This is a genomic window from Bradyrhizobium sp. 521_C7_N1_3 (assembly GCF_052075975.1).
In the GTDB taxonomy this organism is placed as follows: domain Bacteria; phylum Pseudomonadota; class Alphaproteobacteria; order Rhizobiales; family Xanthobacteraceae; genus Bradyrhizobium; species Bradyrhizobium japonicum.
The window spans coordinates 5,504,813-5,531,726 of the sequence record NZ_CP197232.1; the positions used below are offsets into that span (position 1 = coordinate 5,504,813).

Consider the following 26,914-nt stretch of genomic DNA (forward strand, 5'->3'; position numbering starts at 1 on the left):
TTCAGCGTAAGCGGAACCAATGGCCGAGACCTATCCCAGCCCCCGTTTTGGAGCACCCCGCGAGCCGAAAGCGCCCGTGAATCCGGGCAGCCGGCTCGTGCTTATGCTGGACTACGCCACGGCCAGTCATGCCCGCGCGGTCGGCTTCCTGCTGCTGTGCGCGCTACTGCTATTCCTCCCGGGCTTCTTCACGATCCCGCCCGTCGATCGCGACGAGGCGCGCTTTGCGCAAGCGACCAAGCAGATGGTCGAGAGCGGCGATTATGTCGACATCCGTTTCCAGGAAGACGTTCGCTACAAGAAGCCGGTCGGCATCTACTGGTTGCAATCGGCCGCGGTTGAAGCCGCGTCCGCGCTCAAGCTGCCGAAGGCCGAATTGCGGATCTGGGTGTACCGGCTGCCGTCGCTGATCGGCGCCATCGGCGCCGTGCTGATGACCTATTGGGCCGCGCTCGGCTTCGTCACGCGGCGCGCCGCTGTGCTTGCCGCGCTTTTGATGTGTGCCTCCGTGCTGCTCGGCGTCGAGGCACGGCTGGCGAAGACCGATGCGATGCTGCTGTTCTGTGTGACCGCCGCGATGGGCGCGATGTCGCGCGCCTATCTGTCGTGGCAGCGCGCAGAGGATGAGACCCATCCGCCCTGGAGCTGGCCCGCGATCTTCTGGACCGCGCTCGCCGTCGGCATCCTCATCAAGGGTCCGCTGATCCTGATGTTCGCGGGCCTGACCATCGTCGCGCTCGCGATCCAGGACCGTGATGCCTCGTGGCTGTGGAAGCTGCGTCCGCTCTGGGGCCTGATGTGGATGCTGGTGCTGGTGCTGCCCTGGTTCGTCGCGATCTTCTGGCGCGCGGGTGATGCCTTCTTCGCCGATTCCGTCGGCGGCGATATGCTGAGCAAAATCGGCGCCCAGGAATCCCATGGCGCGCCGCCCGGACTGTATCTGGCGCTGTTCTGGATCACGTTCTGGCCGGGCGCGCCGCTTGCGGCGATGGCGGCGCCGGCGGTGTGGCGGGCCCGGCGCGAGCCCGGCGCGCAGTTCCTGTTGGCCTGGCTGATCCCGTCCTGGATCGTGTTCGAGGCGGTGCTGACCAAGCTGCCGCATTACGTGTTGCCGCTGTATCCGGCGATCGCGATCCTCACCGTCGGTGCGCTGGAGCGCAACGTCCTGTCGCGCTCGTGGCTCGCGCGCGGCTCGGCCTGGTGGTTCGCGATTCCCGCGGCCGCCTCGATCATCGCCGTGGTCGGCGCGGTCATGCTGACGCGGCAACCGGCCTTCGTGGCCTGGCCGTTCATTGCGGCCTCGCTCATTTTCGGTCTGTTCGCCTGGTGGCTGTTCGACACCAATCGCGCCGAGCGCTCGCTACTCAACGCACTGGTCGCAGCGCTGATGCTCGCGGTCGTGGTCTACGGCATCGTGCTGCCGTCGCTGACACCGCTGTTTCCGAGCATCGAGATCGCGCGCGCGCTTCGCAACGTCACCTGCGTCGGGCCGAAGGCAGCCGCCGCCGGCTATCACGAGCCGAGCCTTGTGTTCCTGACGGGCACGCAGACGCTGCTCACCGACGGCTCGGGCGCGGCGGATTTCCTGCGGCAGGGGAGCTGTCGCTTCGCGCTGATCGAGCAGCGCTCGGAGCGCAGCTTCGTGCAGCGCGCCGAGGCGATCGGGCTGCGCTACAAGGTCGGTACGCGCATCGACGGCTATAATTTCTCGCAAGGGCGCGCGATCTCGATCTCGATCTTCCGCTCCGAAGGCACTGAGTAGGATGCCGGCGCCAGCCGACGTCACGCCGCGCCCGGGCTATCCCGCGCAATTGCTCGCGGTGTCGGGCCATGCCCTGGCGCAGCTCGTTCGTACGCCTTCGCATTCGCGCCGCGCCGAAGCCGCGCGAAAGCTGGCGCGGCATTCGCTGTGGCTCAGCGCGACCGGTGCGGCCTTGATTATCGCGCTGATGCTCGCGTTCGATCAGACCGAGATCCAGCTGATGCCGGCGCGCGGCACGCCGAGCCTGTGGCCGATCCGCATCCTCACCGATTTCGGCAAGGACGAGTATGTGCTCTCGGTGCTCGGGGGGACGCTGGTGGTCCTGGCGTTCGTTGCAGCGGGATTGCACGGCACCCGTCGTGGGCTGCTGCTCGGCCTCGGTACGCGGCTGCAGTTCATGTTTCTGTCTGTCGCCCTGTCCGTGTTCGTTGCCGAGATCCTCAAATATCTCATCGGTCGCGGACGTCCGTTCGTGGGCGGCAAGGCCGATCCGTTCAACTTCATCCCGTTCGAGGGAACGGGGGCTTATGCCAGCCTGCCGTCGGGTCATGCGGTGACGGCGTTTGCGCTGGCGTTTGCGGTCTCGGCGCTGTGGCCGCGCCTGCGCGTGTTCATGTTCACTTACGCAATCGTGATCCTGCTGACCCGGCTGGTGCTGCTCGCGCATCATCCGAGCGACGTCGTGGCCGGCGCTCTGGTCGGGATGGTCGGCGCCATGGCGGTGCGCTACTGGTTCGCGGCCCGGAGGCTCGGCTTCGCCATTCGCGCCGACGGCACCATTGTGCCTCTTGCGGGGGCGGTCTCGGGCCGCCTCAAAAGGGTTGCCCACGGGGCATCCGCCCCATAAAAGCGGCTGCCTGCCGGGACCGCCGGTTCCCCGGGGCAGGCCAATTCCAACCACGAGCTTTCGATTTGTCGTCGTCCCAGCCTTCGGTTTCCATCGTCGTTCCCGTGCGCAACGAAGCCGACAACATCGCGCCGCTGATCGAGGAGATCGGCGCGGCGCTCGACGGCCGCTGGGCCTATGAAATCATCTACGTCAATGACGGCTCGACGGACGCGACCGGCGAACGGCTCGGCGCGGTCATGCAGCAGCGCGACAATCTCCGGCAGCTTCGCCATGCCAGATCAGGGGGCCAGTCGGCAGCAGTGCGCAGTGGCGTGCGCGCAGCGCGGGGCACGATCGTGGCGACGCTCGACGGCGACGGGCAGAACAATCCCGCCTTCCTGCCTGACCTGATCGCGGCAGTCGAGAAGGGGGCAGGGCGCGTCGGTCTCGCGGCCGGTCAGCGCGTCGGACGCAAGGACACCGGCTTCAAGAAATTCCAGTCGCGGGTGGCGAACGGCGTCCGCAATGCGATCCTGAAGGACGGAACGCGCGATACCGGTTGCGGCCTGAAGGCGTTCCGGCGCGACGTGTTCCTGATGATGCCCTATTTCGACGGGTTGCATCGCTTCCTGCCGGCGCTGGTGCGCCGGGAGGGCTACGACATCGCCTATGTCGACGTGATCGACCGGCCGCGCCATTCCGGCGTGTCAAACTATGGCTTCTTCGACCGGCTGTGGATCGGCATCATGGATCTCGTCGGCGTATGGTGGCTGATCCGCCGCAAGAAGCCGACACCAGATGTGACTGAGGTGAAGGCATGATCATCCAATACGGTCAGGCGCTGAGCAACTATCTCTACGACGTCTTCGTCGCCAAGTTTGATTTCTGGCTGGCGTTCGGCCTCGTCGCGCAGCTGTTCTTCACCGCGCGCTTCCTGGTGCAGTGGATCGCGAGCGAGCGGGCCGGCAACAGCGTGGTGCCGATGGCGTTCTGGTTCTGCTCGATGGGCGGCGGCCTGATGACGCTGGTCTACGGCGTCGTGAAGCGCGAGCCCGTCATCATCCTCGGACAGGCGCTCGCGACCATCATCTATATCCGCAACATCATGCTGATCATCAAGAACCGCAGCCGCGCCTCGAAGACGTTGGAGCGCTGAGGCACGCCGCTAGCGCGGCAACGCCGAGGCCGCGCCGGAGGCGGGCAGGGCGGTATCCGCCTCGCTCCTGCGATATGGCTCGCCGGCGGCATCGAGCACGGGATAGGCGACCGAGCAGATATGCGAGTGGATGCGGCGCAGGTCGCGCAGCACGTCGAGATGCAGCGAGGTGGTCTCGATGGTCTCGGGGCGGCCCTCGCGCAGGCGGTCGAGATGACGCTCGACGGCGGCGAGCTCGGTGTTCTTCAGCGTGGTCTTCTCCACCAGCAGCTTGCGCGCTTCGTTGGCATCGCCCGACATGAAGACGCCGAAGGCGATCCGCAGCGAGTCCATCGTGCGCTTGTGGAAGGCGGCGAGCTCCTCGGCGCCTTCGGCCGAGAACTGGAAGCGGCGCTTGATCTTCTTGGTCGCGAGCTCGCTCAGGCTCTTGTCGATGATGTCGCCGATATGCTCGAGGTTGATGGCGAAGGAGATGATCTCCATCGCGCGCCGCCCCTCGCTCTCGTCGAGGCTGCCCCGCATCAGCTTCGTCACATAGAGCTTGATGGCTTCGTCGAGGCTGTCGACGACATTGTCCATCTTCGTGACCTGGTCGACCAGCGCGCGGTCGCCGGTCATCATCGCCGCCATCACCTTGCGCAGCATGACCTCGACGAGATCGCCCATGCGCAAGGTCTCGCGCGCGGCGTCGGCGAGCGCCAGTGACGGCGTCTCCAGCGCGCTCTCGTCGAGATAGCGCGGCCGGGCCGGATCGTCTTCCCGGACGCGATCAGGCAGCAGCCGGGTCAGGAGCCGGGACATGATGTCGAGCAGGCCGATGAAGATGACGGCCGTGCCCACGTTGAAGGCGATGTGGAAGGCCGCCGTCATCCTGGCGAGATCGGGCTGCCAGGTGTGCATGTGCTCGGCGATCGCGCTCAGGAACGGGAGCACCAGCGCGATCCCGATCACGCGGTTGACGAGATTGCCGAGCGGCAGGCGGTAGCTCGCGGGATCGTCGCGCCGGGCGCCCTCGAACATGGGATTGATGGCGCTGCCGAGATTGGCCCCCAACACCAGCGCAAGCGCTGCGTAAGGCGTGATGAACTGCGAATAGGCCAGCGACATGATCAGCAGCACGCTGGCGACGCTCGAATGCACCGCCCAGGTGACGAGCGCGGCGATGACGATGCAGAGCACGGGATCGCCCGTGATCGCCGACATCATGACGCGAACACCCGGCGCGTTCTCCGCCGGAGCCAGCGTGTCGAGCAGGATGTGCAGCGACAGCAGCATCAAGCCGAGCCCGATGAAGACGCGGCCGATATCCTTGATCCGCGACCGCGGTCCGGAGCGGAAGGCGACGAGCCCCAGCACGAACAGGACAGGCGCAACGGCTGCGATGTTGAACGACAGCACCTGCACGATCAGCGTCGTGCCGACATTGGCCCCCAACATGATGGCGAGCGCGGCGGCCAGGCTGACGAGGCCTTCTGCTGCGAATGAGCTGGTGATCAGCGCCGTCGCCGTGCTGCTCTGGAGCAGCGCGGTGAGGCCTAGCCCGGCGGCGAACGCGTTGAATCGGTTGCCGAGCGCCTTGCCGAGCAGCCGCCGCAGGTCCGGGCCGAAGGCGCGCAGAATCCCGCTGTGGACCATGTGCAGGCCCCACAGCAACAGCGCCACGCCGCCCATCAGATCGAGCAGAACCAACGTTCCCATGCTCCGCGTCCGGATTGGAGTCGATTGGTGAGGCTAGCGCCAAACGTCAGCGGTTCAAACCCTTTGTTGGCGCATCGGCGTTAACGTTTGCTGCGGCTGCACGTTCCCGCGGCGCGCGTTTTGCGCGTCCGCCGGCGCGATTGCCGCGTCCCGAGGCGCGATGCCTTGTGAGCAGGCTCACATTGCCGCCTTGAGGGCAGCGAAGCCGCGATCGAGATCGGACTTGAGGTCGTCGGTGCTCTCGAGGCCGATGTGGAGACGCAGGGTCGGGCCGCCCGGCGACCATTTGGTGGCGGTGCGATAGGCGTCACAATCGAAGGGAATCACGAGGCTCTCGAAGCCGCCCCAGGAGAAGCCCATGCCGAAGAGCTTGAGCGTGTCGAGCATGGTGTCGACGGCCTTCTGCGGTGCCGGCTTCAACACGATGCTGAACAGGCCCGACGCGCCGGTGAAATCGCGCTTCCAGATGGCATGGCCCGGATCGGTTTCGAGCGCCGGATGCAGCACGCGCGCGACCTCGGGTCGGGCCGCGAGCCAGCGCGCCATGTCGAGCCCCGAGCGATGATGCTGCGCCAATCGCACCGACAGCGTGCGCAGGCCGCGCAGCGCGAGGAAGACGTCGTCGGGGCCGGCGCAGACGCCGAGCAGGCGGATGCCTTCGGCGATCTGCGGCCAGGCCTTGGCGTTGGCCGAGATGGTGCCGAACATGATGTCGGAATGGCCGCCGATATATTTGGTGGCGGCCTGCATGCTGATGTCGACGCCCTGGTCGAGCGAGCGATGATAGAGCGGCGTCGCCCAGGTGTTGTCGTCGATGACGAGCGCGTCGCGCGCGTGCGCGACCTCGGCGATGGCGCGGATGTCAGGCATCTCGAACGACTGCGAGCCCGGCGCCTCCACCAGCACCGCGCGGGTGTTGGGCTTGAAGAGCTTGTCGATGCCCGCGCCGATCAGCGGATCGAAATAGGTGGTCTCGATGCCAAGGCGCGCGAGCATGCCGTTGCAGAAATTGCGCGAGGGCCGATAGACGTTGTCGCAGACGAGCAGATGGTCGCCGGTCTTCAGCACCGAGAGCAGGGTGGTGGAGATCGCCGACAGGCCTGACGGCACGATGCCGACGCCGGCGCATTGCGGCCCCTCCAGCGCCATCAGCGTCTCCTGGAACGCCCTGGTGGTGGGGGTGCCGTGGCGGCCGTACTGGAACTCGCCGCGATGGGCGTGCAGGTCCTCGGCGGTCGGATAGAGCACGGTCGAACCGTGAAACACCGGCGGATTGACGAACCCCTTCTGCGCCTTGGTGTCGCGGCCGGAGGTCACCAGCCGGGTTTCGGCGTGCTGTTGGGAGGGGTGCGAGGAATCCATGCGTCTGCTTTCAAAACCGCGTTTCCACCGGGCGCGCCGCGCCCGCGGGCCGGCCGAAGGCCGCTGCCGTTAATAACAGAACACAGAAGAGTCCCGTCAACCCCTTGACCCGGCACGCCAGTCGTTCTGAGATGCGCGGGTGCTATTCAGTCGCCGCATGTTGAGGGGCTGCCGCGACCTTCGATCCATCGTCTGACCGAACCTTGCGTCACAGCCATAACGGCGGGCGCCTGCGGCGGGGATTAAGGTATGGCCTCCCGGGATGGGCGAGTGTTCGGCAAGGTTTTCCAGCATGACTCTTGCAAGGCTAGTCTTGATGCGGCTAGCCCTGGCGGAGACGATCCCAAAGACGCCATTCCTGACCTTGAGACGACTTTGAAAGGCCTTCAGCCCATGAAACGCGTAACTCTGGCTCTCACCCTCGCTCTCGCCGCCGGCCTCTCCGCCCAGGCCGCCGATGCGCAAACGCTCAAGACAATCAAGGACCGGGGCATGCTGTCCTGCGGCGTCAGCCAGGGCCTGCCCGGCTTCTCCTCGCCCGACGACAAGGGCAACTGGACCGGGCTTGACGTCGACCTTTGCCGCGCGATCGCTGGCGCGATCTTCAACGATGCGACCAAGGTCAAGTATGTGCCGTTGTCCGCCAAGGATCGTTTCACGGCGCTGCAATCCGGCGAAATCGACGTGCTCTCGCGCAACACCACCTGGACGATCTCGCGCGACACCTCGCTCGGCGCCAACTTCACCGGCGTGACCTATTATGACGGGCAGGGCTTCATGGTGAAGAAGTCGCTCAAAGTGAATTCGGCGCTCGAGCTCAACAGCGCCTCGGTTTGCGTCCAGACCGGCACCACCACCGAGCAGAACCTCGCCGACTACTTCAAGGCCAACAACATGAAGTACGAGGTGATCGCGTTCGGCACCAACGACGAAACGGTCAAGGCCTATGAAGCCGGGCGTTGCGACGTCTTCACCACCGACCAGTCGGGCCTGTACGCCAACCGCCTCAAGCTTGCCAATCCCAACGACCATATGGTGCTCCCCGAAATCATCTCGAAGGAGCCGCTCGGGCCGATGGTGCGCCACGGCGACGACCAGTGGTTCGACATCGTGAAATGGACGCTGTTCGCCCTGGTCACCACCGAAGAGCTCGGCGTGACCTCGAAGAACGTCGACGAGAAGGCGAAACTGGAAAATCCGGAGCTGAAGCGCGTGCTCGGCAGCGACGGCAATTTCGGCGAACAGCTCGGCCTGACCAAGGACTGGGTGGTGCGGATCGTGAAGGCCGTCGGCAATTACGGCGAGGTGTTCGACCGCAACGTCGGCGCCGGTTCGCCGCTTGGCATCAACCGTGGCCTCAACAATCTCTGGAACAAGGGCGGTCTTCAGTACGCGCCGCCGATCCGCTGATCCCGCCTGATCCGCGGCGATGAGCACCGAGGCTCGAAAACCGCCGGCCCAGATCGCGCTGAAGATCAGGCGCATTCTGGGCGGCAAGGCAGGCTGGAACGGCGTCGCGGTCCAGTTTGCCTTCGCGGCGATCCTGGGCTGGATTGGCTATGAGATCGTCTCCAACGCCCGGGCCAACCTCGAAAACCAGCACATTGCCGCCGGCTTCGGCTTCTTGCGGAACAATGCCGGCTTCGACGTCAACCAGACGCTGATCTCCTACACCGGCTCGGACACGTTCCTGCGCGTGTTCGTGGTCGGGCTTTTGAACACGCTCGTGGTCTCGGTGGTGGGCATCTTCTTCGCCACCGTGATCGGCTTCATCGTCGCGCTGTGCCGGCTGTCGCCCAACTGGCTGTTGTCGCGCGTCGGCGAGATCTATGTCGAGATCATCCGCAACCTGCCGCTGCTGTTCCAGATCTTGTTCTGGTACCTGGCGGTGCTCGCGGCCTTGCCAAATCCGCGGCAGAGCATCTCGCTGCTCGGCCTCGCCTTCGTCAGCAATCGCGGCCTTGTCATTCCGCGCCCGATCGGCGAGAGCGGCTTCGAGGCGTTCCTGGCGGTGCTGGCGTTCGGAATCGTGGCTTCGCTGGCCTTGCGTGTCTACGCGCGGCGCGCGTTGTTTCAGCGGGGGCAGATGATCCGGATCTGGCCCTATGTGCTGGGCCTGTTGTTCGCCCTGCCGCTCGCCACCATGCTGGTAACAGGTGTGCCCTTTACCTTCGAGGTGCCGCAGCTCAAGGGCTTCAATTTCGCCGGCGGCTCGCGGATCATCCCGGAATTCGTGGCGCTGGCGCTGGCGCTCTCGACCTACACCGCCGCCTTCATCGCCGAGATCGTGCGCGCCGGCATCCTGTCCGTCCACAAGGGGCAGATGGAGGCGGGCTCCTCGCTTGGCCTAAGCCGCGGCACCACGCTCCGCCTGATCGTCGTGCCGCAGGCGATGCGCGTCATCGTGCCGCCGCTGACCAACCAGTACCTCAACCTCACCAAGAATTCCTCGCTAGCGGTCGCGATCGGCTATCCTGACCTGGTGTCGGTGTTCGCCGGCACGTCGCTGAGCCAGACCGGGCAGGCGATCGAGATCATTGCCATGACGATGGGCGTCTACCTCCTGATCTCCTTGCTCACGAGCGCCATCATGAGCGTGTACGGTTGGCGCGTCAGCCGGAGCCTCGGCGCATGAGCGACATTACCTCGTCCGCCTACGTCCGCCGGGACCTGCTCACCGAGCGTCCCGCGCCCGTGAAGACCACGGGCTTCATTGGCCTCGTGCGCACCCGCCTGTTCAATTCACCGACCAACATCCTGCTCACGATCGTCGGCGCCTTGCTGCTCTGGTTCACCATCGTTCCCTCCGTCAGGTTCCTGATGGTCGATGCGGTCTGGACCGGCAAGGATCGCACGGCGTGCCTGACCGAGAATGCCGGCTTTACGGTCGGCGCCTGCTGGCCCTACATCCAGGCCAAGCTGCCGCAGCTGATCTACGGCTTCTATCCCGAGGCCGAGCGCTGGCGGGTCAACCTCTCGCTGATCCTGGCGGCGGTTCTGCTCCTGCCGCTGCTCATTCCGCGCCTGCCGGCGAAAGGACTGAACGCAAGTCTCTTCTTCTTCGCCTTTCCCGTGGTGGCGTTCTTTCTGCTGCACGGCGGCGGCATCACCGGGTTCGGCCTGAGCTGGACGGCCGGCCTGCTGCAATTGTTCGACGACAGCATCATCGGCGCCGGGCAGGCTCTGCTCAGTCTCGCCAAGACCTCGGCCATCGCACCGCTCTTCTGGGTTGCCGGCAATCTCATCGTGCTGGTCGGCACTGCGATCTACTGGCTGATCTTTCCGCTGACCTGGCTCCGTGACCAGCTCCAGGGAACGGGCCAGTCGGTCTGGGCCGATTTCGCCATCACGGCGGCGATCGTCTCCCTGATCGCCTTCGTCGTCGGTGGCGGCGTTCGCACCGGCGGCCGGGCGTTGACATCCAGCATCGGCACCTTCATCGCCATCGCGGTCGTGATCAAGCTGATGAAGCTCGATCACGGCGGCCTGCCGGTCGTGACCACGAATCTGTGGGGCGGGCTCCTGGTGACGCTGGTGGTCTCCGTGACCGGCATCGTCACCTCGCTGCCGATCGGCATCGCGCTGGCGCTCGGCCGCCGCTCGACCATTCCGCTGATCCGGATCTTCTCGATCGCCTTCATCGAGTTCTGGCGCGGTGTGCCGCTGATCACCGTGCTGTTCTTCGCGACCTACATGCTGCCTTTGTTCCTGCCGGGCAATTTCACGGTCGACGGACTGGTGCGCGCGCTGATCGGCATTGCGCTGTTCACGGGCGCCTATCAGGCCGAGAACGTCCGCGGCGGGTTGGCCGCGATCCCGCGCGGGCAGGGCGAGGCGGCGGCCGCCCTGGGCCTGTCCTGGTGGAAGACGACCTCGCTGATCGTGCTGCCGCAGGCCTTGCGCCACGTCATTCCGAACCTCGTCAACAGCTTCATCTCGCTGTTCAAGGACACGTCGCTGGTCTCGATCGTGGCGCTGTTCGACCTGCTGGGCTCGCTCCGGGCGTCGTTCTCGGATCCGAAATGGTCGACGCCGTCGACCGCGTTCACCGGCTTTGCCTTCGCCGGGATCATCTACTTCATCTTCTGCTTTGGAATGTCGCGCTACTCGCTCTTCGTCGAGCATCGCCTCAACGCCCACCGTCGCAACTGATCGAGCTCATCATGTCCGACCCCATCGTCAAGATTTCCGGCCTCAACAAATGGTACGGCGAGTTCCACGTCCTGCGCGACATCGACCTCGAGGTCCGCAAGGGCGAGCGCATCGTGATCTGCGGCCCCTCGGGCTCCGGCAAGTCGACGCTGATCCGCTGCATCAATGCGCTGGAGGAGTTTCAGGAGGGCGAGATCGTCGTCGACGGCATCGAGCTCGGGCCCAACCTCAAGCACATCGACGCGGTGCGTCGCGAAGTCGGCATGGTGTTCCAGAGCTTTAATCTGTTCCCGCATCTGACAGTGCTGGACAATTGCACGCTGGCGCCGATCTGGGTGCGCAACATCCCCAAAAGGGACGCTGAGGCGACCGCGATGAAGTTTTTGGAGCGGGTCAAGATCCCGCACCAGGCCAACAAGTTTCCCGGGCAGATGTCCGGCGGCCAGCAGCAGCGCGTCGCGATCGCACGCGCGCTGACGATGAACCCCAAGGTGATGCTGTTCGACGAGCCGACCTCGGCGCTCGACCCCGAAATGGTCAAGGAAGTGCTCGACACCATGGTCGACCTCGCCGAGGAGGGCATGACCATGCTGGTTGTCACCCACGAAATGGGCTTCGCCCGCGAGGTCGCCAACCGCGTCGTGTTCATGGACGCCGGCCAGATCATCGAGGCCAATACGCCGAACGAATTCTTCGCCGCTCCCCAGCACGCGCGGACGAAGCTGTTCCTGAGCCAGATCCTGCGGTGATCTCGTAGGTGGGCAAAGGCGCATTTGCGCTATGCCCACCGTCTTTCCGCGATCGAGACAGTTGTGGTGGGCACGCTTCGCTTTGCCCACCCTACAAGGCAGCTAAACGAACGGCGGCTTGATGTTGCTGCGCTTCTCCAGCCATTCCGGCACCGGCAGGTTCTTGGCGCGCATGAAATCCGCGTTGAACAGCTTCGACTGATAGCGGCTGCCGGAATCGCAGAGCACGGTGACGATCGTCTTGCCGGGCCCGAGCTGTTTCGCGAGCCGTATCGCGCCGGCGATGTTGATGCCGGTGGAACCGCCGAGGCACAGGCCTTCGTGCTGGAGCAGCTCGTAGATCATCGTGACGGCTTCCGCGTCGGGAACGAGATAGGCGTCATCCACCTTGGCGCTCTCGACGATTGCGGTCGCACGGTTGAGGCCGATTCCTTCCGTGATCGAGCCGCCCGGCGTCGCCTTGGCGTCGCCGCTCCGGAAATATTCGAACATGCCGGCACCATGCGGATCGGCGCAGGCGATCCGGACGCCCTTGTTCTTTTCTTTCAGATAGCGGCTGACGCCGGCGAGCGTGCCGCCGCTGCCGACCGAGCAGACGAAGCCGTCGACCTTGCCGCCGGTCTGCTCCCAGATCTCGGGACCCGTCGATTCGTAGTGCGCCTTGGCGTTGTCGAGGTTATTCCACTGGTCGGCGAACAGGACGCCATTGGGCTCGGTCTTGCGCAGCTCGTCGGCGAGCCGGCGGCCGACATGCTGATAATTGTTGGGATTGGCATAGGGCAGGGCCGGCACCTCGATCAGCTCGGCGCCGCACAGCTTCAGAAAATCCTTCTTCTCCTGGCTCTGCGTCTCTGGGATCACGATCAGCGTGCGGTAGCCGCGCGCGCTCGCCACGACCGCGAGGCCGATTCCGGTGTTGCCGGCGGTCGCCTCCACCACGAGACCGCCCGGCTTGAGCTCGCCGCGCTTCTCGGCCTCCAAGATCATCCATTTGCCGGCGCGGTCCTTCACCGACTGGCCCGGATTCATGAACTCGGCCTTGCCCAGAATGGTGCAGCCGGTCAGTTCGGAGGCGCGCTTGAGCTTGATGAGCGGGGTGTTGCCGATGGCTTCGACAACGTCATTTTTGATGGTCATGTCAGGCAATTACCGGCTGGATCATAGGGTGGGCGCGACCCTAAAGTAGGGTGGCGGGCCTTACAAGCGACCCTTACAGGCCGCCCCCGCAAACCCTTATTGCTGCTTTGCGAAGATGACTTGCCGGACGTCGATATTTCCGGACAGGAATCCGGCCTCGCAATAGGACAGGTAATACTCCCACAGCCGCCGGAACCGGTCGTCGAAGCCGAGCGGCACGAGGCCCGGCCAGGCCGTCTGGAAGTTATTCCGCCAGGTGGCCAGCGTCTTGGCATAATCCTGCCCGAAGATGCGCTCGCGAACGACGGGCAGGCCGAACCTGTCGCCGAGCGACTTGAGGACGGCGGGCGAGGGCAGCATGCCGCCGGGAAAGACGTAGCGCTGGATGAAGTCCACCTCGCGCCGGTAGCCCTGGAACAGCCCGTCCTGGATGGTGATCGCCTGGATGCCGGCGAGTCCGCCGGGCAGCAGCCGGTCCCGCAACTGGGCGAAATATTTCGGCCAGAACCGCTCGCCGACGGCTTCGATCATCTCGATCGAGGCGATGCGGTCGTAGCGGTCGCGTTCGTCGCGATAATCCTGAAGACGGATATCAACCTTCTCGGCAAGACCCGCCTCGTGAATGCGCTTCTGCGCAAAATCGCGCTGCTCGGTCGAGATCGTGAGGCCAACCACGCGCGTGCCGAAGGTCTTTGCGGCAAACTCGGCGAAGCCGCCCCAGCCGCAGCCGATCTCGAGCAGCGTCTGGCCAGGCTTCAGGTCGAGCGCCTCGGCGAGCCGGCGGTATTTGTTGGTCTGGGCTGCCGTGAGATCGGAAGTGCTCTCCTCGAACAGCGCCGAGGAATAGGTCATGCCGGGATCGAGCCAGGCCGAATAGAACGCATTGCCGATGTCGTAATGGGCGTGGATGTTGCGCCGCGCCTGACGGCGGGTGTTGCGGTTGAACCAGTGCTGCAGCAGCTGGACGAACCGCATCAGCGGCTTGTCGTTCAGCATGGCCTGGATCAGATCGTGATTGACGCAGAACAGGTAGAGGAATTGCGTCAGGTCCGGCGTGTCCCAGTCGCCGGCGAGATAGGCCTCAGCGATACCGATGTCGCCGCCGTTGATGAGGCGCGAAGCGAAACCGTAATTATGCAGCCGCATCGCCGCATTCGGGCCCGGCTCCTGGCCGCCGAGGCGGATCACGCGTCCGTCGGGCAGGGTGACGTCGAGCGTGCCTCGCCGCAGCCGCGCGCCAAAACTGAGCGCGAGCCGAACAATGCGCGGCAGATCGGCAAGCACTGTGTCTATGGTGTCTGACGTCACCGAAATGGTATGCGACATCGGCGGATCCATCACCTGAACGGATGCAGTCCGACCGCGAGCCAGGCGCCCCCCTACGCCTCATATCGCTGGACCCGAGGGCGCCCCGCAAACGGTCAGCGTCGAATCATTTGAATGATATAGGTGCGCGCTGCGCCGGTCGCCAAGGTGCTGGCGGGGTACCTCCGGCAGTCCACCGCCGTGTGCACAGCGCAATTGCAGGCCAGCCCCCGATCATAGCGCGCCGTGCGCTCAGCCAAGGCCGGGAAAGCTGCGGTGCGCCGCGGCGCAGGTTTCGGTGGAGCGCCCGCCGGGACCGGTGGCGCTGGCGTCGGCGTGGCAGCAATATCACATGAAATCTTGGTAAGCTTGAATGCGCCGCGGAGCAAGGTTGGAATACAAAAAGCCCTTGTGAGACAGGCATATTTTGTATTTTCGTGAGTTCGACATCGGCGCATTCGGGGCGGCATTTCGCAGGTGCGGGACTGTCCCCCTGTTCCGCGCCCCGCTAGTATGAACTTCAGGTTCCGCAGAAAGCATCACGGCTGTGAACGAGTTACACAAACGCCCCCGGCCGTCCCGCCACGAATCGGTTAATCCGGCTCTGCGGTGGCGGATCGATCTGCCCGGCGGGGGGTGGATGTGACACAGGATGGTCCTGCGGTCGCCATGGGGCGATCTCCCGGCCTTACGTTCCGGGCGTCGCGTGCGGCGCGATGGGCTGCCGTGGCCTGCCTTGCCGCCAGTTCAGGCGCCTGCGTTCTGACGCAGGATTTGCCCGATCCCGCACTCGATGTTCCCGCGCAGTACAAATACGCGGGCAAGCCGGATGCGCCGCCGTCGCTGGATTGGTGGCGCGGCTTTCGCTCCGCGGAGCTGACGCAACTGATGGAGGAGGCGCAGACCGTCAATCTTGACATCGCCGCCGCCGTCTCGCGCATCGTCCAGGCCGACGCCCAGGCGCGGCAGGCGGGCGCGGCGCTGCTGCCGAGCCTGTCGGGCGGCGGATCGGAAACCTATTCACGCACTTCGGGTTCGAGCGCCTCGGGCCTGTCCATCGGCGGCCGCGAGGTCGTCAACTATTCGGCGTCGCTGAGCGCGAGCTACCAGCTCGACTTCTGGGGCCAGAACCGCGATGCGCTGCAAACGGCGGAAGAGACGGCGAATGCCAACCGTTTCGATCGTGACGTCGTCGCCCTGACGACGCTCGCCGGCGTCGCCAACGCCTATTTCCAGGTGCTGGCCTCGCAGGATCGCCTGCGGACCGCCCAGAGCAACATCGCCAGCGCGCAGCGCATCCTCGATGCGATCCGCGAGCGCCGCAAGGCCGGCACCGGCACCGACCTCGACGTCGCCCAGCAGGAGAGCGTGGTCGCCAACCAGAAGGCACTGGTGCCGCCGCTGCGCCAGACGCTCGACCAGAACGTCAACGCACTCGCCGTGCTGGTGTCGCGGCCGCCGGAGAGCGTCCGCGTGCTCGGCGGCTCACTGAACAAGATCGCCATCCCGCGCGTCACGCCCGGCCTGCCGTCGGAGCTTTTGACGCAGCGGCCCGACATCCGCCGGCAGGAGGCACAGCTCGCCTCGGCGACCGCGAACATCGGCAATGCCCGCGCGCAGTTCTTTCCGACCATCCAGCTCACCGGCAATGGCGGCTATCAGAGCTCGGCGCTGGTCTCGCTGTTCCAGCCGCATGCGGCCTTCTTCCAGCTCGTCGGCAGCGCCACGCAGCCGATCTTCGACGGCGGCAAGATCCTCGGCAATTTCGAATTCGCCAAGGCGCGGCAGGACGAGTTGCTTCAGACCTACCGCAAGACCATCGTCCAGTCGTTTGCGGACGTCGACAACGCGCTGTATTCGATCAAGCAGACCACGATCAAGCTGCAATTGCAGCGCGATGTCGTGACCTCGTCGAAGCGCGCCTTCGATCTCGCCGAGCAGCAATTGCGCGCCGGCACGGCCGACATCGTGACTGTGCTGAACGTCCAGCAGACACTATTTCAGGCCGAAGATGCGTTGTGGCAGGCCCAACTCGCACGGCTCCTCGCCATCGTCAGCCTGTATCAGGCGCTCGGCGGCGGCTGGGAGCCGCGAATGGAGAAACCGGTCAATGCTCTTTAAGCCGGACACGAAGGAAGGCGCGAAAGGAGGGACGGCGAAGAAATCGCGCGGCCGCGGCTTCGTCATGACCCTGATCACGTTCGCCATCCTTGGCGGGCTCGGCTATTTCGGCTGGACCGTCTGGCATCAGCAGCCGCAGCAGGCGAATGGCCGCAACCAGCGGCCCGACCTGCCGGTGCCGGTGCTGGCGGCGACGCCCCGCATCCAGGACGTCCCGGTCTATCTCGACGGCGTGGGAGCGATCCGCGCGCTCAACACCGTGACCGTGCGCTCGCAGGTCGACGGCAAGCTGATCGCCGTGAAATTCACCGAGGGCCAGGACGTCAAGAAGGGCGACGTGCTCGGCGAGATCGACCCCGCGCTCTACCAGGCGACGTATGATCAGGCCGTCGCCAAGAAGGCGCAGGACGAGGCCCAGCTCGCCAACCAGCGCATCGACTTGACGCGCTACGAGCAGCTCGCTGCTTCCAATGCCGGCTCCAAGCAGCAGGCCGACACCCAGCGCGCGCTGGTCGCGCAGACCGAGGCGCTGGTGAAGGCCGACCAGGCCGCGATCGACAATGCGGCGGCAACGCTGAGCTACACCAAGATCGTGGCGCCGCTCTCCGGCCGCGCCGGCCTGCGCCAGGTCGACCAGGGCAACATCATCCACGCCGCCGACGCCACGGGCCTCCTGGTGATCACGCAATTGCAGCCGATCGCGGTGTGGTTCAGCCTGCCGCAGCAGCAGATCATGCGCGTCAACGCGGCAGCGTCGAAGGGCACGCTCGCGGTCGACGTGTTCGGCAATGACGGCATCACCGTGATCGACACCGGCAAGCTCACCGGCATCGACAACCAGGTCGACCAGACCACCGGCACGCTCAAGCTCAAGGCCGAATTCCCCAACGCCAATTACCAGCTCTGGCCGGGCCAGTTCGTCAATGTCCGCCTCAAGGTCGAGACCTTGATGCAGGCGCTGGTGGTGCCGACATCGGCGGTGCAGCGCGGACCGATTGGCACCTTCAGCTACGTCATCGGCGAGGACAATGTCGTCTCCGCCAAGCCGGTGACCGTGACCCAGCAGAACGAGCATGACGCAGTGATTGCGAACGGCCTGTCGCCGACCGATAAGGTCGTCACGACGGGCTTTGCCAATCTGTCCGACGGGTCCAAGGTGGTCGTCGGCCGCGATGACCAGACACCGTCGGCCGATCTCGCCCCGCGCAAGCGCACGCGCGGCCCGGATGGCCAGAAGAAGGACGGGCAGGCCAAGGACGGACAAAAGGACGGACAAGGCAAGGACGGCGAGCACCGCGGCAGGCGGAGCAGCGGCGAAGGCGACCAGAAGGGGCAGACCGGGCCGGCACCGGGGCCGGGGGCATCGGGATCTGGAGCCAAGCAGCCATGATCCCGACAACAGCCGCCTGAGCGGCAGGCAGATCCCATGGGCGTCTCCGAACCCTTCATCCGCCGCCCGATCGCGACCTCGCTGCTCGGCATCGCCCTGCTGATCGGGGGCGCGCTCGGCTATTTCTCGCTGCCGGTCTCGGCGCTGCCGCAGGTCGATTTTCCGACCGTGCAGGTGACGACGCAGCTTCCGGGCGCCAGCCCCGACGTGATCGCTTCGCTGATCACCGCTCCGCTGGAGCGGCAGCTCGGCCAGATCCCGTCGCTGTCGGCGATGAACTCGACGAGCTCGTTCGGCGTCAGCCAGATATCGCTTCAGTTCGATCTCAATCGCGACATCGACGGCGCCACCCAGGACGTGCAGGCCGCGATCAACGCGGCGGCCGGCGTGCTGCCCAAGACGCTGCCTTATCCGCCGACCTACGCCAAGGTGAACCCGGCAGACGCGCCGGTGATGACGCTGGCGCTTCGCTCCGACACGATCTCGCTGCGGGCGATGAGCGACATCGCCGACACGCTTCTGGCGCAGCGGCTGAGCCAGATCTCCGGCGTGGGGCGCGTCTCGGTGCTCGGCGGGCTGAAGCCGGCCGTGCGCATCCAGGCGGATCTGGCGCGCCTCGCGGCCTATGGCATCGCCATGGAGGATCTGCGCACCGCGATCTCCAATGCCAACGTCTCCGGGCCAAAAGGCTCGCTCGACGGCGCGCAGCAATCCTACCTCATCGCCGCCAACGACCAGATCGCCGCCGCCGACGCCTACAAGCCTGTTATCATCACCTACCGCAACGGCTCGCCGGTCACGATCGGCGACGTCGCGCAGATCGTGGATGGCCTCGAGAACGACCGCACCGGCGGCTGGTACCAGGGCACGCCGGCGGTCATCATCGACATCCAGCGCCAGCCCGGTGCCAACGTCATCGATGTCGTCAGCCAGATCCGGGCGGAAATCCCAAAGGTCCAGCGCGCCATTCCGGCCGGCGTGAACCTCACCATCGTCTCCGACCGCACCGTCACCATCCGCGCCTCGGTCCGCGACGTGCAGTTCACCCTGATCCTCAGCGTCGTCTTGGTGACGCTGGTGGTGCTGCTGTTCCTGCGTTCGCTGCGGGCCACGCTGATCGCCGGCGTGGCGCTGCCGCTGTCGCTGATCACCAGCTTCGGCATCATGTATTTCGCCGGCTTCAGCCTCGACAATCTGTCGCTGATGGCGCTCACCATCGGCACCGGCTTCGTCGTCGACGACGCCATCGTCATGATCGAGAACATCGTCCGCCACATGGAGAACGGCGACAGCGCGATGGAGGCCTCGCTGAAGGGGGCCAGCGAAATCGGCTTCACCGTGATCTCGCTGACGGTGTCGCTGATTGCGGTGTTCATCCCGCTGCTGTTCATGTCGGGCCTCGTCGGGCGCATGTTCCGCGAATTCGCGCTGACGCTGACGATCGCGGTCGTAACCTCGGCCGTGGTCTCGCTCACGCTGACGCCGATGATGTGCTCGCGGCTGCTCAAGCACGCCCATGAGGAACTGGCCGTGCCGGGATTGGCCGCGATCAGCCGCTTCATCGATAGCACCGTCGAGTTCTATCACCGCACGCTGCTCTGGGTCCTGGAACGCCAGCGCGCCACGCTGCTCGTGACATTTGCGACCCTGATCGCGACCCTCGTCCTCTATGTCGTCGCGCCAAAGGGCTTTTTGCCGCTTCAGGACACCGCCTCGATCACGGCGGTGACGGAGGCGGGACCCGACGTGTCGTTCACCGAGATGCAGAAGCGGCAGGCCGAGGCGGCCGATGCCATCAAGGCCGATCCTGATGTGGTCGGCGTGGTCTCGGTGATCGGGGCGGGCTCGGTCAACCCGACCACCAATGTCGGACGCCTGGTCATGACCCTGAAGCCGCGCGGCGAGCGGCGCGACGACGTCAGCGCGGTGGTGACCCGGCTGAAGGAACGGGTGTCGGCCATCCCCGGCATGACCGTCTATTTCCAGCCGGTGCAGGACGTGCAGATCTCGACCCAGTCGAGCCGTTCGCAGTACCAGTACACGCTGACCGGGACCGACGCGACGCTGGTGTCGGAATGGGCGCGCAAGCTCGTTGCCGAGATGCGGCGCGATCCGCTGTTCCGCGACGTCTCCTCGGAAGCGCAGGAGGGCGGCCTGCGGGCGCAGCTCGACGTTGACCGGACCCGGGCCGGACAGCTCGGCGTGAGCCTGCAGGGTATCACCGACACGCTCAACGACGCGTTCGCGCAGCGGCAGATCTCGACCATCTACGGCCAGGCCAACCAGTACCGCGTGGTGCTGGAGGCGCTCCCGATGTACCAGCGCGATCCCTCGATCCTGTCGAAGCTGTATCTGCCGGGCGCGGCGAGCAGCATCGTGGGCGCGCCCAGCGCCCAGGTGCCGCTCTCGGCCGTGGCAACGCTGAAGCGCACCACGGCGCCGCTCGCGATCTCGCATCAGGCGCAATTCCCGTCGATCTCGCTCAGCTTCAACCTCGCCCCGGGCGCCGCGCTCGGCGATGCCGTCGAGGCGGTGAAGACGATCGAGACCCGGATCGAGATGCCCAACAGCATCGTCGGCGTCTATGCCGGCGACGCCGCTGAATTCGCCAAGGCGCTCGCCGGCCAGCCCTGGCTGCTGCTCGCCGCCGTGATCACGATCTACATCGTGCTGGGCGTGCTCTATGAGAGCTACATCCACCCGATCACCATCCTGTCGACGCTGCCTTCGGCCGGCGTCGGCGCGATCCTGGCGCTGATGCTTTGCGGGCAGGACCTCTCGGTGATCGGCCTGATCGGCATCATTCTCTTGATGGGCATCGTCAAGAAGAACGCGATCATGATGATCGACTTCGCGCTCGAGGCCGAGCGCGGGCAGGGGATGTCGCCGAACGAGGCGATCGTGCAGGCCTGTCTCTTGCGCTTCCGGCCGATCATGATGACGACGCTGGCGGCGCTGTTCGGCGCGCTGCCGCTAGCAATCGAGAGCGGCACCGGCGCCGAGCTGCGCTTTCCGCTCGGCATCTCCATCATCGGCGGCCTGCTGCTGAGCCAGCTTTTGACGCTCTACACCACGCCCGTGATCTACCTCGCGCTCGACCGCATCAACCGCCGCCTCGAGCAGGCGCTGCCTCCGGCCGAATCCGGCGGCCCGCCGGTCGCGGGCGCGACCGAGGGGATGCAGTGATGGCATCGATCTCGGAGCCCTTCATCCGCCGGCCGGTCGCGACCACGCTGCTGTCGATCGGGTTGTTCCTGCTGGGTGTCGTCGCCTACGAGTTCCTTCCCGTCGCCTCGGTCCCGAACGTCGACTTCCCCGCCATCTTCGTGTCGGCCAGCCGGCCGGGTGCCGACCCGTCCGTCATGGCGGCGACGGTGGCCTCGCCATTGGAGCGTCGGCTCGGCGAGATCGCGGGCATCAACCAGATCACCTCGACGTCGTCGCTCGGCACGACCAGCATCCAGCTCCAGTTCGACATCGGCCGCAACATCGACAAGGCCGCGCGCGACGTGCAGGCGGCGATCAACGCGGCGCTGATCGACCTGCCGAGCGACCTGCCGACGCTGCCGCGCTTCCGCAAGGCGAACACGGCCGGCGCGCCCGTTTTCGTGCTGGCGCTGACCTCGAAGACGCTGTCGGCCAGCGCGATCTACGACGTCGCCGATACCGTGCTCGCGCAGCGGATCTCGCAGGTGCCGGGTGTCGGCGACGTGACCGTGAGCGGCGCCGACCAGCCGGCGGTGCGCGTGCAGCTCAACCCCGTCGCGCTGTCCAACGCCGGCATCGCCACCGACGACGTCAGGACAGCGATCATCAACGCCAACCCGCTTGGTCCCGTCGGCATCTTCAACGGCGAGCGCCAGAGCGAGACGCTGTCGCTGAACAAGCAAATGCGGACGGCGAATGAGTTCCGCGACATCATCATCAAGAGCTCGAACGGCAATTTCGTCCGGCTGTCCGACGTCGCCGACATCGAGGACTCCGTCCGCAACGCTCGCTCGATCGCCTGGTTCAACAAGCAGCCGGCGGTGCTGATCCAGATCACCAAGCAGGGCGACGCGAACGTCATCGACACCGTCGACCGGGTGAAGGCGCTGATCCCGGCGCTGAAGCAATGGATCCCGGCGGGCGTCGATATTTCCACTTTGGTCGATCGCACCAGCACGATCCGCGCCAGCGTGCTCGACATGCAGTGGACGCTGCTGGCAACCGCCGTCCTCGTGATGGTCGTGGTGTTCGTGTTCCTGCGGCGGCTGACGCCGACGATAGCGGCCGGCATCTCCGTGCCGCTGGCGCTGGCCGGAACCTGTGCCGGGATGTGGGTCGCGGGCTTCTCGATCGACAATCTGTCGCTGATGGCGCTGGCGATCTCGGTCGGCTTCGTGGTCGACGATGCCATCGTCATGATCGAGAACATGTACCGCAATCTCGAACATGGCATGCGGCCGCTCCAGGCCGCGCTCGTAGGCGCCCGGCAGATCGGGTTCACCGTGGTCTCGATCAGCCTGTCGCTGATCGCGGCGTTCACGCCGCTGATCTTCATGGATGGCATCGTCGGCCGCCTGCTGCGCGAGTTCTCGCTGACGCTGACCTTCGCGATCCTGGTCTCGACGGTGGTGTCGCTGACGGTCACGCCGATGATCTGCGCCCATTACATCCGGCAGACCACGTCCGGGACCGCGACGCTGTTCGATCGGCTGATCGAGGGTTCACTGTCGCGCGTGGTCACGTTTTACGCCCGCAGCCTGCGCACCGTGCTGCAATATCCGCTGCTGACGCTGCTGGTGTTCTTCGCCACCATCGGCCTCACGGTGACGCTCTACGTCAAGGTCCCCAAGGGCTATTTCCCGACCGACGATTCCGGCTTCGTCATCGGCGCGACGCGCGCCTCGGCCGACATCTCGTTCCAGTCCATGCTCGGCCTGCAGCAGCGGCTCGCCGACATCGTGATGCAGGATCCGGCCGTGGCCGGGATCGGCTCGACCGTCGGCAGCGGGGGCGGGGGCCCGGGGGCGGCGACCTCGAACCGCGGGACCATGTTCATCAGCCTGAAGCCGCCGGAGGAGCGCGACCACGTCTCCACGCAGGTCGTGATCGACCGTCTCAGGCGCGCCCTGTACCCGGTGCCCGGCATCCGCCTGTTCATGTTCGCCGCCCAGGACGTCCGCGCCGGTGGCCGACAGAGCGATTCCGACTACCAGTACACACTGACCAGTACCGATCTCAGCCTGCTCCAGAAATGGGCGCCGATCGTGGCCAAGCGCATGGAGAGCGTCGAGGGCATCACCGATATTTCCAGCGACCGCGATCCCGGCGGGCTTCAGCTCACGCTCTCGATCGACCGCCAGAAGGCCTCGGCGCTCGGCGTCAAGGTCCAGGATATCGACAACGCGCTCAACAACGCATTTTCGCAGCGGCAGATCGGCATCATCTACACCCAGCGCAACCAGTATATGACCGTGCTGGAGATCGACCCGAAATTCCAGGTCGACCCATCCAACCTCGATCGCATCTATGTCGCCGGTGCGAACGATGCGCAGGTGCCGCTGTCGGCCGTGGTGCATGCGACGCGCGGGCTCGCTGCGCTGGCGGTCTATCATTCGCAGGCGTTTCCCTCGACCACGGTGTCGTTCAACCTGTTGCCGGACGTGCCGCTTCAGACCGCCACCCAGAACGTGCAGCGCGCGGTCGAGGAACTGCACATGCCGGAAGGCATTCGCGGCAGTTTTGACGGCAACGCGGGCGATTTCGCCAGGACCAGCGGCCGCCAGCCGCTGCTGATCCTCGGCGCGCTGGTGGCGATGTATATCGTGCTCGGCGTGCTCTATGAGAGCCTCGCCCATCCGCTGACGATCATCTCGACGCTGCCGTCCGCGGGGCTCGGCGCGCTGCTCGCCTTGCAGCTCACCAACACGCCGCTGACGGTGATCGCCTTCGTCGGCATCATCCTGTTGATCGGCATCGTCAAGAAGAACGGCATCATGATGGTGGACTTCGCGCTCGATGCCGAGCGCCAGCGCGGCCTGTCCTCGGCGGAGGCGATCTTCGAGGCCTGCCAGGCGCGCTTCCGCCCCATCCTGATGACGACCATGGCGGCGCTGTTCGCCGGCATTCCGCTGGTCATCGCGACCGGTCCGGGCACGGAGCTGCGCCGTCCGCTTGGCATCACCATCATCGGCGGCCTGTTCGTCTCGCAGATCCTGACGCTCTACACGACGCCCGTGATCTACCTGCTGATCGACCGCCTGCGCCGCCGTTCCGAGCCGCGTCCGCTCGCCGCGCCCGCGGAATAGGTTGTTGAACCGCCGTTCGAAGCGTATAGCGGCGGCCATGTCGAACCCCACCGCCGCCGCGCCGGCCGATCCGATCCCCGAATGCCCGCACTGCCAGAAGCCGATGCCGCTGTGCATCTGCGACAGCGTCACGCCGATTGAAAACCGGCTCTCGCTCCTGATCCTCCAGCATCCGCAGGAGCAGGACAGGGCGCTCGGCACCGCGCGGCTGCTTGCGAAGCATTTCGACGATGCCACGGTGCGGGTCGGCCTGTCCTGGCCGAGCCTGTCCAAGGCGCTGGGGCGGCCGGTCGAGAACGCCTCGCACTGGGCCGTGCTCTATCTCGGCTCGGCCCGCGCGGCCGACCTCGAAGCCGAGGGCGAGATCCTGGCGCTCAACCGCAAGGGCGAGGTCGCGGAAAACCAGCGCGCGATCCTCGGCAAGCTCGAAGGCGTGGTGCTGCTCGACGGCACCTGGAGCCAGGCCAAGGCGCTGTGGTGGCGCAATCCCTGGATGCTGAAATGCCAGCGCGTGATCCTCAACCCGGCGCATCCCTCCCGCTACGGCCGCCTGCGCAAGGAGCCGCGCAAGGATGGGCTCTCGACCATCGAGGCGGCCGCGACGATCCTCGCCAGTCTCGAGAAGCGCCCCGACATCGCGGAGACGCTCAATGCCAGTTTTGAACGGATGTTGACGCGCTACCGCGAGGTTCAGGCGGAGATGCCGGAGTTGGCTCCGAAACCGGCCCCAAAGGGCGGTCGGCGCGACTTCCGCCGCCGCAAGCGGGCCTGACCTCGGCCTTCATCCGTAGGGTTGATTGCCCGACGCACGGCGGCCGGATAGAGAACAGCGGCTGATGAGCGGCTATCCTGTCGCGGCATCGGAAGGCCGGAATCGGTAGGGGGCAGTCGAATTCAGCCAGCGGCGAAGGAAATCCTTGCACAGGCGGCGCGGCCCGATCGGTGGGGCACGCTCGCGCTGATGGACATTTCGCTGCGCTACCGGCGCACCGTGATCGGCCCGCTCTGGATCACGCTGACGCTCGCCGCGACGATCGCAAGTGTCGGCACGGTCTACGCCGCACTGTTCAAGCAGGACATCGCCGGTTTCCTGCCGCCCTTCGCCGTCGGCCTGATCGTCTGGACCCTGATCGCGACGACGCTCCAGGAAGGCTCCAGCATCTTCGTGGCGTCTGGCCACCTGATCAAGGCCGTGCCGGCGCCGCTGATCGTGCATGTGCTCCAGATGATCGCGCGCAACGTGCTCATCTTCGCGCATCATCTGGTGATCGTAGTGCTGCTCTACATCGTGATGCCCTGGCCGCTCTACTGGAACATGCTGCTCGCGGTGCCGGGCTTTGCGATCCTGCTCATCGTTCTGCTCGGCGGCTCGGTCGCGCTCGGCATGCTCTGCGCGCGCTTTCGCGATATCGGCACGGCGATCGTCAGCGGCCTGCAATTCATCTTCTTCCTGACGCCGATCATCTGGACCGAGGACGCCCTGCGCGGCACCGCGTTCCACTGGCTGATCCGCGCCAATCCGTTCGCGACGCTGCTCGACCTCGTGCGCAGGCCGCTGCTGTCGCAACCGACCGATCCTGGGCAATGGCTGCTCGGGGCGATCTATGCGATCGTCGTAGCCGTCATCGCCTTCGGCTGCTACGCAAAATACCGCCACCGCGTGGCGTATTGGCTGTGAGGCGCGCATGAGCCTTGCTGCCCACATCGTGCTTCGCAACGTTTCGGTCAACTTTCCGGTGCTGTCGTTCCGCGACCGCTCGCTGCGCAGCCGGTTCGTCAGCGCCGTGACGCTGCGCCGGACGCCAGCGGTGCCGCACATCGTCTCCGCGCTCAACGACGTCAGTCTCGACATCCGTGCCGGCGACCGCGTCGCCGTCATCGGCGCCAACGGCGCCGGCAAGACCACGCTGCTGCGGGTTCTCGCCGGCATCTATCATCCGACCGCCGGCAGTGTGGACGTGCTCGGCCGCTGCCTGTCGCTGTTCGACCTGTCGGCCGGCTTCGACGAGGAGGCCACGGGCTACGAGAACATCATACGCCGCGGGCTAGTGATCGGCGCGCGGCGCTCCGAGATCGATGCGCGGCGGGCGGAGATCGCCGAGTTCACCGAGCTCGGTGACAGGCTCGATCTGCCGCTGCGGACCTATTCCAGCGGCATGATGCTGCGCCTGATCTTCGCGGTCGCAACCGCCGTGGACGGCGAGATCGTGCTGCTCGACGAATGGATCGGCGTCGGCGACCAGCAGTTCCGTCGGAAGGCGCGGCAGCGGCTCGACGAGATCGTGGCCCGTGCCGGCATCCTGGTGCTGGCCTCCCACGACATCGAGCTGATCCAGAGCACCTGTAACCGCGCGATCCTGCTGGAGGAGGGGCGGATGACCGCGGCCGGCCCGACCGATGCGATTCTTGCGAAATATCTCGCCGGTCCTGGCGCGGCAAAGGCGTAAACGCCCGGTCGGGGTTGCCTAAGCCATTGATCCCCTATATTGCTCCGCCCTTACGGGGCCACGTGGCGGAGTGGTTACGCAACGGTCTGCAAAACCGTGTACACCAGTTCAATTCTGGTCGTGGCCTCCATAACAACCTCCCGATATTTCATCACAAATTTTTCTCACCGCGCGTTCCGCCGAGCGCGCGGCAAAGGCCTGCCAGGCCGTGCACACCGGGTTTGCCCGGGGCTTGGCGGACATCAGCGATTCAGGCCCGATGGCATGGACTTCGCATCTGCGAAGTGATGCGTGACGAACCCCTGGAGCTGGAGAGCACGTGAGCGACGTCGTCCGATTTGTCCCGAAATCCGAGCTGGAGCGGGCCCGCCTGATTCGCGAGGCCCGTGCGATCTATGACAGCATCTTTCCGCCGGCCGCACCCGACCGGGCGCCGCAGGACGGCGAGGAGCAGGTCAAGACCTGATCGGCGCCGCGCCATTCCGGCGCAAGGCCGATAGCGAAACGCCCGCG

20 protein-coding genes and 1 tRNA gene are annotated in these 26,914 nt (G+C 65.8%); 17 read left to right on the forward strand and 4 right to left on the reverse strand.

The annotated features are described in order from the left end of the window. Positions 1-19 precede the first annotated feature (19 nt). The 4 genes from AB7008_RS25635 (at position 20) to AB7008_RS25650 (ending at position 3,747) form a co-directional block, all read left to right on the forward strand. A complete protein-coding gene (locus AB7008_RS25635; protein ID WP_028151725.1) occupies positions 20-1,762 on the forward strand; it encodes an ArnT family glycosyltransferase in 1,743 nt (580 codons plus the stop codon). A gap of 1 nt (position 1,763) precedes the next feature. Continuing rightward, complete coding sequence (locus AB7008_RS25640) at positions 1,764-2,609, forward strand: phosphatase PAP2 family protein (protein ID WP_304489735.1); 846 nt, start codon at positions 1,764-1,766, stop codon at positions 2,607-2,609. 65 nt (positions 2,610-2,674) lie between these two features. Continuing rightward, a complete protein-coding gene (locus AB7008_RS25645) occupies positions 2,675-3,412 on the forward strand; it encodes a glycosyltransferase family 2 protein (RefSeq protein ID WP_014495421.1) in 738 nt (245 codons plus the stop codon). Beyond that, the gene (locus AB7008_RS25650; RefSeq protein WP_248883263.1) at positions 3,409-3,747 is read left to right on the forward strand and encodes a lipid-A-disaccharide synthase N-terminal domain-containing protein; all 339 of its coding nucleotides are present in this window, start codon (positions 3,409-3,411) and stop codon (positions 3,745-3,747) included. The genes AB7008_RS25645 and AB7008_RS25650 overlap by 4 nt, the downstream gene beginning before the upstream one ends. 9 nt (positions 3,748-3,756) lie before the next feature. On the opposite strand, the gene AB7008_RS25655 is transcribed toward AB7008_RS25650, so the two are convergent. Then, a complete protein-coding gene (locus AB7008_RS25655; RefSeq protein ID WP_304489736.1) occupies positions 3,757-5,445 on the reverse strand; it encodes a Na/Pi cotransporter family protein in 1,689 nt (562 codons plus the stop codon). Between the two features lie 177 nt (positions 5,446-5,622). After that, entirely contained in the window at positions 5,623-6,807 is a 1,185-nt protein-coding gene (gene metC, locus AB7008_RS25660; RefSeq protein WP_304489737.1) for a cystathionine beta-lyase, read from the reverse strand. 393 nt (positions 6,808-7,200) lie between these two features. Between metC and AB7008_RS25665 the strand changes: the two genes are divergently transcribed. From AB7008_RS25665 to AB7008_RS25680, 4 genes are read left to right on the forward strand one after another with little or no spacing between them, the layout of a single operon-like run. Then, positions 7,201-8,217: an amino acid ABC transporter substrate-binding protein gene (locus AB7008_RS25665; protein ID WP_014495417.1), complete on the forward strand. Its 1,017-nt coding sequence runs from the start codon at positions 7,201-7,203 to the stop codon at positions 8,215-8,217. 19 nt (positions 8,218-8,236) lie between these two features. Beyond that, positions 8,237-9,442 carry an amino acid ABC transporter permease gene (locus AB7008_RS25670; protein ID WP_304489738.1) on the forward strand — a complete coding sequence of 402 codons (1,206 nt, stop codon included), beginning with the start codon at positions 8,237-8,239 and terminating at the stop codon, positions 9,440-9,442. Continuing rightward, a complete protein-coding gene (locus AB7008_RS25675; RefSeq protein ID WP_304489739.1) occupies positions 9,439-10,959 on the forward strand; it encodes an amino acid ABC transporter permease in 1,521 nt (506 codons plus the stop codon). The genes AB7008_RS25670 and AB7008_RS25675 overlap by 4 nt, the downstream gene beginning before the upstream one ends. An 11-nt stretch (positions 10,960-10,970) precedes the next feature. After that, positions 10,971-11,708 (forward strand): amino acid ABC transporter ATP-binding protein, encoded by a 738-nt coding sequence (locus AB7008_RS25680; protein ID WP_014495414.1) that lies wholly within the window; start codon positions 10,971-10,973, stop codon positions 11,706-11,708. 102 nt (positions 11,709-11,810) lie between these two features. Here AB7008_RS25680 and AB7008_RS25685 read toward each other — a convergent pair whose 3' ends face one another. Beyond that, positions 11,811-12,845: a cysteine synthase A gene (locus AB7008_RS25685; RefSeq protein ID WP_304489740.1), complete on the reverse strand. Its 1,035-nt coding sequence runs from the start codon at positions 12,843-12,845 to the stop codon at positions 11,811-11,813. Between the two features lie 96 nt (positions 12,846-12,941). Next, positions 12,942-14,171, reverse strand: coding sequence for an SAM-dependent methyltransferase (locus AB7008_RS25690; RefSeq protein WP_304489741.1), 1,230 nt, complete (start codon positions 14,169-14,171; stop codon positions 12,942-12,944). A 648-nt stretch (positions 14,172-14,819) separates the two neighbouring features. Between AB7008_RS25690 and AB7008_RS25695 the strand changes: the two genes are divergently transcribed. From AB7008_RS25695 to AB7008_RS25735, 9 genes are all read left to right on the forward strand, one after another. Further along, a complete protein-coding gene (locus AB7008_RS25695; protein ID WP_244464147.1) occupies positions 14,820-16,271 on the forward strand; it encodes an efflux transporter outer membrane subunit in 1,452 nt (483 codons plus the stop codon). Then, positions 16,261-17,661 (forward strand): efflux RND transporter periplasmic adaptor subunit, encoded by a 1,401-nt coding sequence (locus tag AB7008_RS25700; RefSeq protein WP_304489742.1) that lies wholly within the window; start codon positions 16,261-16,263, stop codon positions 17,659-17,661. Before AB7008_RS25695 ends, AB7008_RS25700 begins: the two co-directional genes overlap by 11 nt. 36 nt (positions 17,662-17,697) lie before the next feature. Further along, the gene (locus AB7008_RS25705; protein ID WP_264621127.1) at positions 17,698-20,847 is read left to right on the forward strand and encodes an efflux RND transporter permease subunit; all 3,150 of its coding nucleotides are present in this window, start codon (positions 17,698-17,700) and stop codon (positions 20,845-20,847) included. Then, on the forward strand, positions 20,847-23,954 hold the full coding sequence (locus AB7008_RS25710; RefSeq protein ID WP_441259724.1) for an efflux RND transporter permease subunit: 3,108 nt from the start codon (positions 20,847-20,849) through the stop codon (positions 23,952-23,954). The genes AB7008_RS25705 and AB7008_RS25710 overlap by 1 nt, the downstream gene beginning before the upstream one ends. Before the next feature lie 37 nt (positions 23,955-23,991). Then, on the forward strand, positions 23,992-24,726 hold the full coding sequence (locus tag AB7008_RS25715; RefSeq protein WP_212451511.1) for a tRNA-uridine aminocarboxypropyltransferase: 735 nt from the start codon (positions 23,992-23,994) through the stop codon (positions 24,724-24,726). A gap of 189 nt (positions 24,727-24,915) precedes the next feature. Beyond that, positions 24,916-25,632 (forward strand): ABC transporter permease, encoded by a 717-nt coding sequence (locus AB7008_RS25720; RefSeq protein WP_304489745.1) that lies wholly within the window; start codon positions 24,916-24,918, stop codon positions 25,630-25,632. 7 nt (positions 25,633-25,639) lie between these two features. After that, positions 25,640-26,401 (forward strand): ABC transporter ATP-binding protein, encoded by a 762-nt coding sequence (locus AB7008_RS25725; RefSeq protein WP_441259725.1) that lies wholly within the window; start codon positions 25,640-25,642, stop codon positions 26,399-26,401. 56 nt (positions 26,402-26,457) lie between these two features. After that, a tRNA-Cys gene (locus AB7008_RS25730) sits at positions 26,458-26,531 on the forward strand. Positions 26,532-26,720: 189 nt separating this feature from the next. Continuing rightward, positions 26,721-26,867, forward strand: a complete 147-nt coding sequence (locus AB7008_RS25735) for a hypothetical protein (protein WP_212094664.1) — start codon at positions 26,721-26,723, stop codon at positions 26,865-26,867. Positions 26,868-26,914: the final 47 nt, after the last annotated feature.